The sequence below is a fragment of the Flavobacterium sp. FlaQc-30 genome, from assembly GCF_044005885.1.
Taxonomy (GTDB): domain Bacteria; phylum Bacteroidota; class Bacteroidia; order Flavobacteriales; family Flavobacteriaceae; genus Flavobacterium.
In genome coordinates, this window is the sequence record NZ_JBIPCO010000005.1 from 361179 (window position 1) to 377308 (window position 16130).

The following is a 16130-nucleotide window of genomic DNA, read 5'->3' on the forward strand; positions in this document are numbered from 1 at the left end:
TAAAATATCAGATGTGTTTTACTTATATCATTTTACATTTTACTAATCACATTTCACAACATTAAAAATTTCCCGCTGAACCGCCACCGCTAAAACCTCCTCCACCGAATTCCATTGGAGAATCTACTTTAACTTCTGGTTTTATACCGAAAGTCGAGGCTACAATTAAAGCTTCGGCATGTAGGAAATTATCTGAATGATTGATTCTATCTTGTTTAAAAGTTATACCGCTTTCTTTTTCTTTTAATTTTTTAATTGAAAAATATGCTATTGCGAATAAAATAATTCCACCCAGCGTCAATGCTAATTCGATTGGCAATACCGCATAATAAAATCGAATGGTATAGATTGAAAATCCTATGGCTAAAAAGCTGATCCAAAGCATAAATCTGTCTTTTGCTCTTAAAGCCTGAACTAAATAGATAATTGGAACAACAAAAGTAAAACCGTAAAAGAAAAACGCAAACGGAATATCGGTTCCAGGTTGAACTTCCGTTCCTAAAAGTTCAGAAGAAAGCTCTCTCACTACCAAATAATTACATGAAAGGTAAAACAGAATCAAACAGAAACTATTTGCAAGCAAAAGTCCGTTGTAATAATAACTTTTGCTTAAGTTACTAATGAATTTCCTTGTCAAAAAATAACAAATTGCAGCAAAAATCATCGCTGTGAATGGTAAAACATTTTTCCCTATTTCCCCAAATTCAAACATTTGAAAAAATAAAAATGCTGTAATGGACAAACAAAAAACCAACATTGAAAGCAAATGCAGGTATCTTAAAAACATGTAAATCGAGACAACTGCCATAAAAAAAGCTATAACAGACTCATAACCGTCTGTGGTAATTCCGATAGCAAATCCAATATTTAAAACGGCGCCTAAAATAAATGCATCATCTAATCCATGATTGTGATAGTTTTGTTTTGCCAGCAATTCCGAGCCTGCAAAACCAACCGCAGCGAAAATATAACAGCAGATTTTGAAATAAGCATTCTCTGCATTCATTCCAATAATAGAAATTGCACCACAAATTGAACCATACAAAAAACTACCTAATAAAAAGAATCCAATTCTAACAAGGATATTATTCTGACTTCTAAAAACTGGTAATTCTTTTTTGATAAATTGTTTCTGTTCTTTACTTATAAAACCTCCTTTGTATAAAGTATTAGCTTCATCAACCAAAATTTCATTGTCTAATATTTTTGTATCGTATACTATCATTCTGCAATTTCTTTATGAAAGTTTTTAATTAATTTAATGAATATTACAATTGAGCCAATAAAATAAGCTGGTAACAGAAAAATGAATAATTCCCAAATATCAGAGAAATCAATATTGTCACAAAGTCTGAACAAAAATATATTGACACCAATGTAGCCGTAAACAATCATAAAAACATACAAAGACATGGCTTTATTCTCATAACTCGCTTTATAAAAATAAAAAGTAGAGGCTGCCAAAACAATCGCAAATAACATCCAATTTAGCGTATCATAACTGGTTAAATTGCTAATTGAAGCTATACTTATAATATGCAGTGCAAAAGTCAGAAAAATTAAACCAAAGTGTGTTTTTAAAGAAATTCTGCGACTGTAAATTGTCCATAAAATTAGTAAGACACCAAGCATCACAGCCGAGTAACTTAAATTTTGACTTGCATACAAATTATTACTGTCATTAAAAATATCTTGTGGCGTTACCGAAAGACCTATGTAAGCTGCCAAACCTGTAATTGCAATTGTCAAAACACTTTTATTATCAAAATAATAAGCACAAAAGAAACTGACTATTGTTGGAACTAAAGTTGCCAGTCCGTAATGTTCTCCAAATGGTTTGTACTGAAACTGAAGATATCCAATAAAAATACACGTTAGAATATTAGCCACTAAAACTAAATATTCTAAAACAGGATGCTCGAAAGTTGTCTCTGATTTCTGAAATCCCTTTGAATTTTTGAAACAGTAATAGAAACAAACCACAATTACAATTAATAAAATCGAAAGAATAGCAATATGACCAATGGTATCAATATTTTCATAAATCAAGATTCCAATTCCTGAAGTAAATAGTAAAACAGATAAATAAAGAAATAACTTTAATTCTGCATTCAATGAAAAAATATTGAGAGCCCGATATGTTTTAATTTCCTGAAACTGATTTTCCGTAATTAGATTTTTCTCAAAAAGACTTTGAGTCGCCTGTTCATCAAACTGTTTCATATCTAAAATTTAAAAGTAACTAATTCTCAAATTTATAGAAATTAGGTCGAATTTTCTTAATATTATAAAACAATATTTTTAATAACAAAAAAACCGATTTACAGCAAATGCAAATCGGTTTAAATAAAGCTTAAAACGCTGTTATAAAGCAGCTTTCATTTTATTTTTTATCGCGTCTAGGCATAAATTATTGATACTTCCTTCGTGTGTATGTTTCGTTTCTTTCGGAGATTTGTATGTTCCTGCTTCTAATTGTTCTGCAACAGCTTTGTAAGCATCTCTAAACGGCATTCCTTCTACAACCATTTCGTTTAAAGTATCAACTGTAAACAAATAATCGTATTTTTTATCTTCTAAAATATGATCTTTAACCGTAATATCTTTAATTGAAAATATAGCAATATCTAAACAAGATTTTAAAGTTTGAATCGCTGGAAATAAACCTTCTTTCAAAAGCTGTAAATCTCTGTGATAACCGCTTGGAAGATTATTTGTAATTAAAGTAATCTCGTATGGAAGCGCCTGAATTTTATTGCATTTTCCTCTGATTAATTCGAAAACATCTGGATTCTTTTTGTGAGGCATAATGCTGGAACCTGTTGTAAGATGCGCAGGAAGACCAATAAAGTCAAAGTTCTGACTCATATACAAACAAACGTCCATAGCAAATTTTGATAATGTTCCTGCAACGCTTGTCATCGCAAAAGCAACTGTTTTTTCTGCTTTTCCGCGACTCATTTGAGCAGCAACGGCATTGTATTTTAAAGTTTCAAAACCTAATTCTTGAGTTGTAAATGTTCTGTTGATTGGGAACGAGCTTCCGTAACCTGCAGCAGAACCCAGCGGATTCTGATCTACAATTTTAGACGCCGCGTTCAACATTGTAATATCATCAATTAAACTTTCAGCATAAGCTGAAAACCACATTCCGAAGGATGATGGCATCGCGATTTGTAAATGCGTATAACCTGGCAATAATACATTTTGATGTTTTTCTGCCGATTCCATCAACAAATCAAAAAGCGTTTTTACTTGTTCTTTTATCGCTTTTAATTCGTCTTTTAAATACAAATGAACGTCTACTAAAACTTGATCGTTACGAGAACGTGCGGTGTGGATTTTCTTTCCTGCATCTCCTAGTTTTACAGTTAAAAGATATTCGATTTTAGAATGCACGTCTTCGAAACTGTCTTCGATTTCGAAATTCCCCACTACGATATCTGCAATGATTTCGTTTAATGCATCAACTAAAGAAGTTGTTTCTTCTGAAGTTAATAAACCAATTTGACCGAGCATTTTAGCGTGAGCAATTGAACCTAAAGCATCGTATTTTGCTAAAACTAAATCCAGTTCACGATCGTTTCCAACGGTGAATTGTTCGATTTGTTTATCTGTTGGTATTCCTTTTTCCCAAAGTTTCATAAGATGTATGTTTTTTGTTTCACAGAGATACACAAAGGTTCTCAAAGTTTCTTTTTTACTTAATGTTTCTAAGTTCCTGAGTGTCCTAGCCCCGATAGTAGTGGAAATCCTTTTGTGCCGGGGTTCGGTACAAAAGATTGGAACGGATAGCGGGATTAGCTCCTAAAAAATATTATAATTTAAAGAAATCAGTTAGTATTTTAATATACAAGTCGACTCCTTCCTCAATTTCATTTATAAAAATAAATTCGTCTGCTGAATGTGAACGCAATGTTTCTCCTGGTCCTAATTTTAAAGACTGACAGCTTAAAACGGATTGATCTGAAAGTGTTGGCGAACCATATGTTGTTCTTCCTAATGCAATTCCCGCCTGAACCAAACCGTGTGCAACTGGAATAGAAGATGCGTTTAAATGCATGGATCTTGGCGTTACTTCGGCGTTTACATTTGCTTTTACGACTTCCAAAATCTCACTATTTGTGTAACGATCTGTTACTCGAATATCTACAACTAAATCACATTCTGAAGGCACAACATTATGTTGTTTTCCTGCATTAATTTGCGTCACGGTCATTTTTACGGGACCTAAAACGTCTGAGATTTTGTCGAATTTATAGTTTTTAAACCATTCCATTACTGGAATTGATTTGTATAATGCATTATCGTCGTTTTGATGTGCGGCGTGGCTTGCGGTTCCTTTTACTTTTACGTCCAAAACTAATAAACCTTTTTCTGCAACTGCCAATTGCATTAATGTTGGTTCTCCAACAATGGCACAATCTAATTCTGGCAAACTTTTTAAAACGCTATTTAAACCATTTTTCCCACTGCTTTCTTCTTCGGCGGAAGCCACAATTACGATATTATGTGATAGGTTTGGGTTTTCGTAGAAATGTACAAAGGTTGCTAATAATGAAACCAAACATCCGCCTGCGTCATTGCTTCCTAAACCAAATAATTTACCGTCTTTCTCGATTGCTTTAAAAGGATCGTTGGTGTACGCCTGATTTGGTCGTACGGTATCGTGATGTGAGTTTAGTAAAAGTGTTGGTTTGTTTTCGTCGAAATATTTGTTGAAAGCCCACACATTGTTGTTTTCTCTCTTGAAAGGAATTTCATTCTGATTGAACCAATTTTCGATTAAAAGAGCTGTTTGGTCTTCTTCACTTGAAAATGAAGGGGTTTCGATTAAGCTTCTTAATAAACTAATTGCTTCCTGGGTAAGCGTATCTATATTTTTCATTTTGTTGTGCTCTTGCCACAAAGGCGCTAAGTCGCTAAGTTTTTTTAAGCTTTTACTTTCTTAACTAAATAATATGCGACATTTTTAATTTGCGCAAATTTCTAAAATTAATATTTAAAAGCACTGCGCAATTCTGTTTTTTTGCCACTAATTGCACGAATTTTCACGAATTATTTTTTTGTAACAGATTTAAAATCAAAATAAACTTTTTACTGTATGTCTAAAATTATTTTCTCTTTTAACAGTAAAATTAGAGTCAATTCGTGGCAACATTTTTTATAATGTAATCGTTGTATGCGGAATATCTGAATTTTGAAGCATTTTGTGATGCCCAATTTTGATTTTCTGTACACCTCTTGATAAACTATTGAAGCAATTGTCCAATTTCGGAATCATTCCGGAATGAATTACTTTTTCTCCTTTTAGTTTATTGTATAGTGTTTCGTTGATTTCTGTTATTACAGATGAATCGTCTTCTGAATCTTGTAAAACGCCTTGTTTTTCAAAACAATATGTTAGTGTAACATCAAAAACTTCTGATAATGCAATTGATAATTCGCTCGCAATTGTATCAGCATTTGTGTTTAACAATTGTCCGTTTTTGTCATGTGTAATCGCACAAAAAACAGGAGCAACTCCTGCTTCTAACAAAGTTGCCAGTAATTTGGTATTGACTTGCTTTACATCGCCTACAAATCCGTAATCAATTGTTGGGTGATTTCTTTTTGTTGACTGAATTAAATTTCCATCAGCTCCTGAAAAACCAATTGCATTATTGTCTTTTGCCTGCAATTGCGCCACAATATGTTTGTTGATTTGTCCGGCGTAAATCATGACCACGACATCAAGCATTGGAGCATCTGTAATTCGGCGTCCGTCAATCATTTGCGGAACCAAACCTATACTCTGCGCCATTTTTGTAGCCGATTTTCCACCGCCGTGAACTAAAACTTTATAGCCTTCAATTTTAGAGAAATCGCTTAAGAATTGTTCTAATTCTGCTGGATTGTCGATGATGTTTCCACCTATTTTTATTACTGATACGTTCATTTTTTTGAGGTTCTAAGATGCTAAGGTTCTAAGGGACTAAGGTTTTTTGCTCATCGTTTCTTAGCATCTTAGAAACTTAGAACCTTAGTGCCTCAAAAATTACAATTTCTTCAAAATCTTTTGTAAAACTAATTGTGCTGAATACGTTCTATTATTCGCTTGCTCGATTACGATTGAATTTTCTCCGTCTAAAACTTCGTCACTTACAATAACATTACGACGAACTGGAAGACAGTGCATGAATTTTCCGTTGTTGGTTAAAGCCATTTTTTCGGCTGTAACGGTCCAGTTTGGATCGCTGTTGGTTACTTTTCCATAATCGTTGAAGTTGCTCCAGTTTTTAACGTAAACGAAATCAGCATTTTCAAACGCTTTGTCTTGATCGTATTCGATTTTACAGTCTTTTGTTATTTCCGGGCTCAATTCGTAACCTTCTGGATGAGTGATTACAAAATCCATATCTTTTTGCATCTGCATCATTTCTACGAATGAATTTGCAACAGCCTGAGGTAAAGCTTTTGGATGCGGTGCCCATGAAAGCACTACTTTTGGCTTGTGTTTCGTTTTGTGTTCTTCCATTGTAATGGCATCTGCCAAAGACTGCATCGGGTGACGAACGGCACTTTCCATATTTACAATTGGCACTGTAGCATATTTCAAAAACCCTGAAATTACAGTTTCAGCATAATCTTTTTCTTTATCGACTAAACCAGCAAAAGCACGGATTGCGATAATATCACAGTATTGAGAAACAACTTCTGCTGCTTCTTTAATGTGTTCTGAAGCACCAGAATTCATAACTGCTCCGTCTTCAAACTCTAAAGTCCATCCTTCGTTGGTAAAATTCATTACCATTACATTCATCCCTAAATTTAAAGCCGCTTTTTGAGTACTCAAACGCGTTCTTAAACTTGGATTAAAGAATAACATTCCAAGAGTTTTATTCTTTCCTAAACTTTGATTTTTAAGCGGATTCTTTTTGATTTTTATCGCTTGTTTTACCCATTTTGATAATGAGTTGATGTCTTTTATTGAGATATAGTTCATTTGCTTTTTTGTTTAATCGGTTAATCGTTGATTTGTTTAATCGTTTTGTGAGTTAAATAATCTAACTTTCATCCATTTATGTGTTTTTATATTTAGTTTTTAATCGATTAACCGAATTAACGATTAAACAATTAAACGATTTTCGTAAACGGAATTTCGTCTTTTAATGCCTTCAGAATAAAATTATCATTTAATCCATTGACTATCCATGTTTCTATATTTGCAGCTTTTGCGATTCCTGCCGCTTCTATTTTAGATTGCATTCCTCCTGTTCCGTGTGACGATTTTGATTCGCCGATTTCTTTTTCCAATGTTTTCAAATCGTTTACCAATTTTATCGTTTCTGGATTTTCATCATGAATTGAATCTTTTGTGTAAATCCCGTTTGTATTGGTGGCAATTATCAGAATATCAACATTTAAAAGAACTGCTGTTAAAGCCGCTAATTTATCATTATCTCCAAACCGAATCTCATCTGTGGCAACAGTATCATTTTCATTGATAATCGGAATGTAATTGTTTTTAACCAATACATTAATCGTATTTACAATGTTCTTTTTGGTCTGCTCTTTTTCAAAATCAGAATAAGAAAGTAAACACTGCGAAGTATTTAATCCTAAATCTTTAAAGTTTTCATTGTAAATCCGCATTAAATGAGGCTGTCCGATAGAAGCCAAAGCCTGTTTTACAAAAACATCTTTGTCTTGATTATCCAGCTTCACAAATTGCTTTGCCGCCGCAATTGCTCCTGAACTTACGATGATAAACTCGTATTCGTCGTTTAAAGCTGCAATCTGTACTCCAATATCTTCAATCTTTCCCCGCGAAATATGATTGGTTTCTTTGGTTAAAGTATTACTTCCTATTTTTAATAAAATCCGTTTTTTTGCCATGTCTTTTGTTTTTGCCACGAAGGCGCTAAGGCACAAAGTTTTTTTTAAATCTATTAAGGTGCAATTGTTTAATTATCTAATTGACACATTATCTAATTATCTCAATTACCTAATTTGTCCTTCTCCGTAAACGTACCATTTGTTCGTTACAAGATGCTGTAAACCAATTGGACCTCTTTGATGCAATTTATCAGTACTTATTGCCAATTCTCCGCCTAAACCAAACTGTCCGCCGTCTGTAAAACGGGTTGATGCATTTTGGTAAACTGCTGCAGCATCTATTGATTCCATAAACTGCTGTGCAACATCATTATCTCTTGTAATAATTGCTGCTGAATGTCCTCCGCAGTATTTATTAATCATATCAATGGAATGCTCTTGAGAATCGATGGTTCCAATTACGATTTTATAATCTAGAAATTCTTCGTACCAAATATCTTCGTTTTGAAGTGTTTTCGTGTTTTCGAAATTCTCTAAGGACTTATCAACGATAACTTCCACTTTTGCTTCAATTAAAGCTTCAATTAACATTGCTGTGAAACCTTCAAAATTTGGAAGTTTCGAATCAATTAAAACTTTATCTAAAGCATTACAAGCTGAAATTTTAGCTGTTTTAGCATTTAAAATTACTTTTAAAGCTAAATCTGTATCTGCTTTTTCATGAACGTAAACAAAATTATTTCCGCGTCCGCTTACGATTACGGGACAGGTTGCGTGCGCTTTTACAAATTCAATTAGCTTTTCTCCGCCTCTTGGAACTATTAAATCTACTTTTTGAGTTGGTTTTTCTAGAAAAGCCTGAGTTTCTGTTCTGTTATAATTCAGATATTCTACCCAGTCTTTTGAAACTCCGTTTTCTTCCAAAGCTTTGTGCCAAAGACTTACGATTTTTAAGTTTGATTTCAAAGACTCTTTTCCTCCTTTCAATAAAATCTTATTTCCGGATTTAAAAGCGATTCCGCCCGCTTCAATGGTAACGTCTGGGCGAGATTCGTAAATAATTAAAATCGTTCCGAAAGCAGCCGTTTTATTTATAACTTTTATTCCATTATCGTGTGTAAAATGAAAACGCTCAACACCAACGGGATCTTCTTGAGAAGCTAATTGGTTTAATGATAAAATCATTTCGTCGACTTTTTTATCATCTACTTTTAAGCGTTCTTCCATCGCTAAATCTGAGCCGTCGTAATCGGCAAGATCTTCCTGATTGGTTAGGATTATCTCATTCCGCTCCTGCTCGACCAGCTTTGCCATGGTCCGCAGAACGAGATTGCGTTTTTCAATTGATAATGGATTCATTTTTTTGGTTTAATTGGTTAATTCGTTTAACTGTTTAATCGTTAATTCGTTTAATCGATTAAACAGTTAAACGATTAAACGAATTAACATTATAGCTCTTCTAAACTTTCTTTCAATGCTTTTACAAACGTATCGATATCTGCTTTTTTCACTGTAAGCGGCGGTAAAATTCTTAATAGATTTTTGTTATTTGCACTTCCTGTAAAAATGTGTTTTTCGATGATTAATTTCTTTCTTAAAGCTGCTACATCAAAATCAAATTCTACTCCAAGCATTAAACCTTTTCCTTTTACTTGTTTGATGCCGCTAACTTCTTTGATTTTTTCTAAGAAATATTCATAAACTTCGTTTACATTTTTTTGTAAATCCAGTTTTTCAATTACGTCTAAAACTGCAATTCCTGCTGCACAAGACAAATGGCTTCCGCCGAAAGTTGTACCTAATAATCCGAAACTTGCTTCAAATTTTGGAGAGATTAAAATAGCTCCAACAGGAAAACCGTTCCCCATTCCTTTTGCAACTGAAATAATATCAGCGTTGATTCCGTGGTGTTGGAAAGCGAAGAATTTTCCGCTTCTTCCGTATCCAGATTGCACTTCATCTAAAATCAAAACAACATCGTACTTTTTACATGCTTTTTCTAAAGCCTGAAAAAATTCAGTTGTTCCTTGGTCTAAACCTCCAACTCCTTGAATTCCTTCGATAATTACTGCAGTAACATCGCCTTTAGCTAATTCTGCTTCAACTAATTCTATTTGGTTTAATGGTAAAAAAGTAACTACTTGTTGTGCATTGATTGGAGCAACAATTTTTTTGTTATCTGTAACTGCAACGGCAGCAGAAGTTCTTCCGTGGAAAGAATTATCAAAAGCCACAACTCTTGATTTTCCGTTATGGAAAGAAGCTAATTTCAAAGCATTTTCATTGGCTTCGGCACCAGAACTGCATAAAAACAATTCGTAATCTTCAAGACCTGAAAGTTTTCCTAATTTTTGAGCCAATTCAACCTGTAAAGGATTCTGAATAGCATTTGAATAAAAACCTAAATTATCTATCTGATTTTTTAATTTTGCTACATAATCCGGTTGTGTGTGTCCGATAGAAATCACACCATGTCCGCTGTATAAATCTAAATATTCTACTCCTTTGTCGTCAATAATTGTACAATCTATGGCTTTTACTGGAGTTATGTCGTATAATGGGTAAACGTTGAATAAGTTCATTTTTGTTTTGTTTAATTGTTTAATCGTTGATTTGTTTAATCGATTAACCGAATTAACGATTAAACGGTTAACCAACAATCTAAAATCCGCTTGGTTTCAAATGTAAACCTGTGGTTTCTTCTAAACCGAACATTAAATTCATGTTTTGAATCGCTTGTCCTGAAGCACCTTTGGTTAAGTTATCTATAATTGATGTGATGAGAACCCGGTTTCCTTTTTTCAATAAACTAATGATACATTTATTCGTTTGCACCACTTGTTTCATGTTGATGTTTGTTGTGGTAACAGTTACGAAAGGTTGATCTTTATAGAAATCTTCGTATTTCGCAACCAATTGCTCCAAACTATCATCACACAATGTGTATAAGGTTGCAAAAATTCCTCTTGGAAAATCACCTCTGTTCGGAATAAAAAGCAATTCGCTGTCAAAATCATCTTGCAATTGTACCAAACTCTCTGAAATTTCACCTAAATGTTGGTGCTCAAAAGCTTTATAATGCGACATATTGTTGTTTCTCCAACTGAAATGAGAAGTTTCAGAAAGACTTACTCCTGCTCCTGTACTTCCGGTTGTAGCATTAATATGAACATCATTATTTAACAAATTATGCTTCGCTAAAGGCAATAATGCCAATTGAATAGCCGTTGCAAAACAACCTGGATTTGCAATATAATTTGCTTTTTTAATGTCTGCTTTATTGATTTCAGGCAATCCGTAGATGAAATCTTTTCCTTCAAAATGAGCATCTTTATTCAATCTGAAATCATTTCCTAAATCGATAATTTTAGTGTGACTTGCAAACTGATTTTCTTTCAAAAATGAAATCGATTTTCCATGCCCTAAACACAAGAAAACGACATTCACATTTGGATTGATTTCAGCTGTGAAATTCATTTCAATATCGCCCATCAAATCGTGGTGCGCTACAGAAAGCGGTTTTCCAGCGTTTGTTGTACTGTAAACAAAATCGATGTTTACTTTTGGATGATACATTAAAATTCTGATAAGTTCTCCCGCTGTATAGCCCGAACCACCAATAATTCCGACATTAATCATGATCTAATTGATTTACAGATGAAAATATGTTTTGTGCATTTCCAAGGATTTTGATAAATCCTTTTGCATCGTCAGATGTCCATGCATTGTTCATTTCTCCGTATTGACCAAAACCTGTGTTCATCAAATCGTTTTTAGATTCAATTCCGTCAAGTGAGAAATGATATGGTTTTAATGAAACTGTTACGGTTCCATTTACAGTTTTTTGTGTATCTTGCAAGAACGTTTCAATATTTCTCATAACTGGATCTAAGAACTGACCTTCATGAAATAACATTCCGTACCAGTTTCCTAATTGCTCTTTCCAATATTGCTGCCATTTTCCAAGGGTATGCTTCTCTAATAAATGGTGCGCTTTAATAATAATCAATGGAGCTGCAGCTTCAAAACCAACTCTTCCTTTAATTCCGATAATAGTATCTCCAACATGAATATCTCTACCAATTGCGTAAGCGTTTGCTAATTTTTCAAGTACTACAATATTGTTAGATGGTTTATCCGTTTTTCCGTTGATTCCAACTAATTCTCCTTGTTCAAAATGTAAAGTCACTTTCTCTTCTCCTTCTTTTTTTAATTGAGATGGATAAGCTTCACTTGGTAACGGCTGACCAGAAGTTAAAGTTTCTTTTCCTCCAACACTTGTTCCCCAAAGTCCTTTATTAATAGAATATTGTGCTTTTTCCCAAGAATAATGAACTCCGTTTTGAGCTAGATAGTCAACTTCTTCTTGTCTTGACAATTTTAAATCTCTAATTGGCGTAATGATTTCGATTTCCGGAGCAATGGTTTGGAAAATCAAATCGAAACGAATTTGGTCATTTCCTGCACCTGTACTTCCGTGTGCGATTGCGCTTGCTCCAACTTTTTTAGCATATTTAATAGCTTCAATTGCTTGAAAAACACGTTCTGCACTTACTGATAATGGGTAAGTATTATTTTTTAATACATTTCCAAAAATCAAATATTTTATAGCTTTATCATAATATTTGTCTACGATTGTAAGGTTTGCGTGTTGTGCACTTCCTAATTCGTACGCTCTTTTTTCTATAGCTGATAATTCTTCTGCATCAAACCCTCCTGTATCAACAAGTACAGTATGAACTTCGTATCCTTTTTCGTTCTTTAAATATTTCAAACAATAAGAGGTGTCTAATCCTCCGCTATAAGCTAATACTACTTTTTTCATAATGTTACTTTTTTAAAAATAAGGCTTGTTTAATGGTTCTCAGTCTATTAAGAACTTTTTCGTTAAAAGGGTGTTTTGGCGGTATTTTTTGTTTTTCCTTTGGATCATACAACATACCTGTGCATAAACACATTTTGTTTTCTTTACTTTGTAAAATTTGATAGTTGGTGCAGGTTTTACAGCCTGCCCAAAAACTAGGATCAGTTGTCAATTCTGAGAATGGAACTGGTTTGTAACCTAAATCCGAATTGATTTTCATTACAGCTAAACCAGTTGTAATACCAAATATTTTAGCATCTGGATATCTTTGTAATGAATAATCAAAGACTTTAGATTTGATTTTTTTTGCCAATCCTAAACTTCTATAATCAGGATGAACAATTAAACCAGAATGTGCCACGAATTTTCCGTGCTGCCAGCTTTCGATATAACAAAAGCCTGCAAATTTCCCGTCTGCCAGAGCAATCATTGCATCACCATTCGACATTTTTTTCTGAATATACTCAGGAGTTCTTTTAGCTATCCCCGTACCTCTTAGCAAGGCCGATGATTCTATCGTATCGCAAATTTCTTGTGCGAATTTGAAGTGTTCTTCCTGAGTAACAACAATAGAGATCTTCATTTCAATAATTGAAGTTAGAGTTAAAAATTAATGCATACTGTTTGGTTTGAAATTCAGAATTGAATCCAATAAAATTAAGCAAAATAGAAGTAACATTCTCAAAATCAAAATATTGATTAAGAAAATTTACAAAATAATAAATACTTTTAGGATATGTTTGTCCAATGGACAAATTATGTAATTTCAAAATGAAAAGGGAGTATGAATAAATATACGGCTAAAAACTCAGTGAATACTATATAGATAGTATCCGTACTTCGGGAGAAGTACTAGGTGAGTTTGTCCGTGACAAAGAAGTTATATGTAAACTTATTTTATTCATCGACGCAAAAGTACATAAAATTTTAATTCACAAAACAAAATTTTAAAAATATAACATTTTTTTATCTCAATGTTAAACCATACAAAAGCAAAAACCCGATAGTTTTAATTAACTATCGGGTTTTAAGTGTTTTAATTCCTTTATTTTTTAGTTCTTAGTAAACGGTATTATTTGTCCGTTAGCTAAAAGTGTCATGTCAACCGCTGTTCTAGCTTCGTTAAATTTAAATTTTACTCCCGCACCAGTAGACTGAAATGTATCTTTTTCATTTTCAACAGCCGTTAAAGGAAATTTAGGATAGTTGGTAATTTCAACATTTAGTGTGCTGTTTTTTTCGCTAAAAATAAGTTTTAATGGCGCTCTGCTTGTTGAAAAATTCCCTAAATAACTATCCAAAATCACATCTTTCTCAATTACACCTTTTCCTGCTGTCCAAACATTATTTGCATCGTTATTATCTGGAAAAAGATGTTCTGGATCAAGTGTAATACTTTCAATTTCTTCTGTAGAATTATGTCTAAACGTCCAAACATTATTACGCTGCCAAACTTCTACTGGTAATTGTACTCTTGAAACTTTACCACTTTTTGTTTTTACATCCAATATAATAGGCATTGGCATTTTATCAAAGTTTTCAACAGTAATGGCAACTCCTTTAGAAGGATCGTTTTTGATATATTTAATAGAATTAATTCCTTGATCAAATCTCCAATTGTTTACAAACCAGCTTCTCCAAAACCAGCTTAAATCTTCACCAGCAACATTTTCCATTGATCTAAAAAAGTCATCTGGCTGCGGATGTTTGTATGCCCAACGTTGTATATAGGTACGGAAAGCATTATCAAAACGTTCTTTTCCTAATACTTGCTCTCTTAAGATAATTAAAGCCGAACTTGGCTTAAAATAACACAACATACCAATATTTGCTTCTTTCATATTATCAGGAGAACTCATTACAGTTTCTAAATCTGTACGTGTAAATGATTCTGCCCTTTTATGGAAATCTGTTGGTTCTTCTTTGTACTCACCATTATTAAATGCTGCTGTACTTAACGAATTTATAAAAGTATTAAATCCTTCATCCATCCAACCGAATAGTCTTTCGTTTGACCCAACAATCATAGGAAACCAAATATGTCCGAATTCATGATCTGTAACTCCCCATAAATCTTGTCCTTTCGATTCCCATCCACAAAAAACAATACCAGGATATTCCATTCCGCCTTCATTCCCTGCAACGTTTGTTGCTGCTGGATAAGGATATTCAAACCATTGTTTTGAATAATGTTCAATTGATGCTTTTACATATTCTGTCGAACGCCCGTAAGCGTCTTTACCAGCACTTTCTACTGGATAAGCTGATAATGCTAAAGCTTTTTTACCACTTGGTAAATTAATTTTCGCGCCATCTAAAATAAAAGCAGGAGAAGATGCCCAAGAAAAATCACGAGCATTTTTAATTTGAAAATGCCATGTTTTTTCACCTACAGCATTTTTACTAGCAGTTGCAGCAACTTCTTCGGCAGATCGAATGGTAACCGTTTTATCACTCAAAGATGCTTCTTTATAACGTTTAAACTGATCTGCTGATAAAACTTCGGCTCCATTCAATAATTCTCCTGAACCTACAACATAATGATTCGCTGGTACAGTAAGTTTTACATCAAAATTTCCGTATTCCAAATAGAACTCAGAAGCTCCTAGATAAGGCGCAGTATTCCAACCTTTTACATCATCATAAACACACATACGAGGATACCATTGTGCGATGGTAAAAATTTTACCGTTTTTAGTTTCTAAAACTCCCATTCTATCTGATCCTTCAAAAGGAGAAATGAATGAAAATTCAATCTTAATTTTTACCGTTCCACCTTTTGATGCTAATGCTTCTGGAAGAAATACTTGCATTCTGGTATCGGTAACTACATATTTTGCATCAACAGTCGTTGGTTTCTTTCCTCCGGTAATTACTTTTACTGACTTAATTTTATTTCCTCCCTCAAAAATCTGACCTTGAGCACCATTACGACTTCCGGTTAAAGGCACAACAGCATTTCCTCTAGAATCTTCTTTAAATAAGTTTTGATCTAAATTTAACCAAACAAATGATAATTTATCAGGGCTGTTGTTGGTATACGTAATTTCATCTGTACCAATAATTTCGTTTGTAGTACCGTTTAACTTAGCAGTAATTTGATAGTCAGCTCTATTTTGCCAGTATTCAACTCCGGGCTGACCGCTTGCTGAACGGGTTGGAGTGCCATTTTTGGTATAAAAATTCGGCCCAAATGCATCATGATAATTGTAATTATTAACAGGATTTGCTGCTGTTGTTGCTGGTGTTTGTTGTGCCCAAACAGAAGAAATCCCAACAAATAAAGCCATTGTTAGTAAGGCTTTTGAAGATTGTATTTTCATATTTTTTTGCTGTTTATGCAACAAATTAATGAAAAAAAAAGCTATTTACAGAGAAATATGCACGTCTAAATTTAATTTTAGCAAAATTTTATCAGAAAAAATATTTTACGGTTTTTTCTTAAAAA

General features: G+C 33.4%; 13 protein-coding genes. All 13 read right to left on the bottom strand.

The window, feature by feature from the left end; translation table 11 throughout:
* Positions 1-61: 61 nt before the first annotated feature.
* A complete protein-coding gene (locus tag ACHRV0_RS13825; protein ID WP_395441234.1) occupies positions 62-1225 on the bottom strand; it encodes a hypothetical protein in 1164 nt (387 codons plus the stop codon).
* On the bottom strand, positions 1222-2223 hold the full coding sequence (locus tag ACHRV0_RS13830; RefSeq protein WP_395441235.1) for a DUF2157 domain-containing protein: 1002 nt from the start codon (positions 2221-2223) through the stop codon (positions 1222-1224). The genes ACHRV0_RS13825 and ACHRV0_RS13830 overlap by 4 nt, the downstream gene beginning before the upstream one ends.
* Before the next feature lie 141 nt (positions 2224-2364).
* The gene (gene argH, locus ACHRV0_RS13835) at positions 2365-3645 is read right to left on the bottom strand and encodes an argininosuccinate lyase (RefSeq protein ID WP_395441236.1); all 1281 of its coding nucleotides are present in this window, start codon (positions 3643-3645) and stop codon (positions 2365-2367) included.
* Between the two features lie 172 nt (positions 3646-3817).
* Positions 3818-4888 (bottom strand): M20 family metallo-hydrolase, encoded by a 1071-nt coding sequence (locus tag ACHRV0_RS13840; RefSeq protein WP_395441237.1) that lies wholly within the window; start codon positions 4886-4888, stop codon positions 3818-3820.
* Between the two features lie 276 nt (positions 4889-5164).
* Complete coding sequence (gene argB, locus ACHRV0_RS13845) at positions 5165-5938, bottom strand: acetylglutamate kinase (protein ID WP_395441238.1); 774 nt, start codon at positions 5936-5938, stop codon at positions 5165-5167.
* Between the two features lie 99 nt (positions 5939-6037).
* Positions 6038-6985, bottom strand: a complete 948-nt coding sequence (locus ACHRV0_RS13850) for an N-acetylornithine carbamoyltransferase (RefSeq protein ID WP_395441239.1) — start codon at positions 6983-6985, stop codon at positions 6038-6040.
* A gap of 131 nt (positions 6986-7116) precedes the next feature.
* On the bottom strand, positions 7117-7878 hold the full coding sequence (gene proB / locus ACHRV0_RS13855) for a glutamate 5-kinase (RefSeq protein WP_395441240.1): 762 nt from the start codon (positions 7876-7878) through the stop codon (positions 7117-7119).
* A gap of 105 nt (positions 7879-7983) precedes the next feature.
* Complete coding sequence (locus tag ACHRV0_RS13860; protein WP_395441241.1) at positions 7984-9177, bottom strand: glutamate-5-semialdehyde dehydrogenase; 1194 nt, start codon at positions 9175-9177, stop codon at positions 7984-7986.
* Between the two features lie 89 nt (positions 9178-9266).
* Entirely contained in the window at positions 9267-10400 is a 1134-nt protein-coding gene (locus tag ACHRV0_RS13865) for an aspartate aminotransferase family protein (RefSeq protein ID WP_395441242.1), read from the bottom strand.
* A 79-nt stretch (positions 10401-10479) separates the two neighbouring features.
* Entirely contained in the window at positions 10480-11457 is a 978-nt protein-coding gene (gene argC, locus ACHRV0_RS13870; protein ID WP_395441243.1) for an N-acetyl-gamma-glutamyl-phosphate reductase, read from the bottom strand.
* The gene (locus tag ACHRV0_RS13875; protein WP_089057707.1) at positions 11450-12643 is read right to left on the bottom strand and encodes an argininosuccinate synthase; all 1194 of its coding nucleotides are present in this window, start codon (positions 12641-12643) and stop codon (positions 11450-11452) included. The genes argC and ACHRV0_RS13875 overlap by 8 nt, the downstream gene beginning before the upstream one ends.
* A gap of 4 nt (positions 12644-12647) precedes the next feature.
* Positions 12648-13265 carry a GNAT family N-acetyltransferase gene (locus ACHRV0_RS13880; protein WP_089055819.1) on the bottom strand — a complete coding sequence of 206 codons (618 nt, stop codon included), beginning with the start codon at positions 13263-13265 and terminating at the stop codon, positions 12648-12650.
* Positions 13266-13734: 469 nt separating this feature from the next.
* Positions 13735-16005 carry a M1 family metallopeptidase gene (locus ACHRV0_RS13885; RefSeq protein ID WP_395441244.1) on the bottom strand — a complete coding sequence of 757 codons (2271 nt, stop codon included), beginning with the start codon at positions 16003-16005 and terminating at the stop codon, positions 13735-13737.
* Between the last annotated feature and the right edge of the window lie 125 nt (positions 16006-16130).

Coding starts and splice junctions, on each gene's coding strand:
- ACHRV0_RS13825 (WP_395441234.1), bottom strand. CDS start 1,225: ATGATAGTATACGATACAAAAATATTAGACAATGAAATTTTGGTTGAT.
- ACHRV0_RS13830 (WP_395441235.1), bottom strand. CDS start 2,223: ATGAAACAGTTTGATGAACAGGCGACTCAAAGTCTTTTTGAGAAAAAT.
- argH (WP_395441236.1), bottom strand. CDS start 3,645: ATGAAACTTTGGGAAAAAGGAATACCAACAGATAAACAAATCGAACAA.
- ACHRV0_RS13840 (WP_395441237.1), bottom strand. CDS start 4,888: ATGAAAAATATAGATACGCTTACCCAGGAAGCAATTAGTTTATTAAGA.
- argB (WP_395441238.1), bottom strand. CDS start 5,938: ATGAACGTATCAGTAATAAAAATAGGTGGAAACATCATCGACAATCCA.
- ACHRV0_RS13850 (WP_395441239.1), bottom strand. CDS start 6,985: ATGAACTATATCTCAATAAAAGACATCAACTCATTATCAAAATGGGTA.
- proB (WP_395441240.1), bottom strand. CDS start 7,878: ATGGCAAAAAAACGGATTTTATTAAAAATAGGAAGTAATACTTTAACC.
- ACHRV0_RS13860 (WP_395441241.1), bottom strand. CDS start 9,177: ATGAATCCATTATCAATTGAAAAACGCAATCTCGTTCTGCGGACCATG.
- ACHRV0_RS13865 (WP_395441242.1), bottom strand. CDS start 10,400: ATGAACTTATTCAACGTTTACCCATTATACGACATAACTCCAGTAAAA.
- argC (WP_395441243.1), bottom strand. CDS start 11,457: ATGATTAATGTCGGAATTATTGGTGGTTCGGGCTATACAGCGGGAGAA.
- ACHRV0_RS13875 (WP_089057707.1), bottom strand. CDS start 12,643: ATGAAAAAAGTAGTATTAGCTTATAGCGGAGGATTAGACACCTCTTAT.
- ACHRV0_RS13880 (WP_089055819.1), bottom strand. CDS start 13,265: ATGAAGATCTCTATTGTTGTTACTCAGGAAGAACACTTCAAATTCGCA.
- ACHRV0_RS13885 (WP_395441244.1), bottom strand. CDS start 16,005: ATGAAAATACAATCTTCAAAAGCCTTACTAACAATGGCTTTATTTGTT.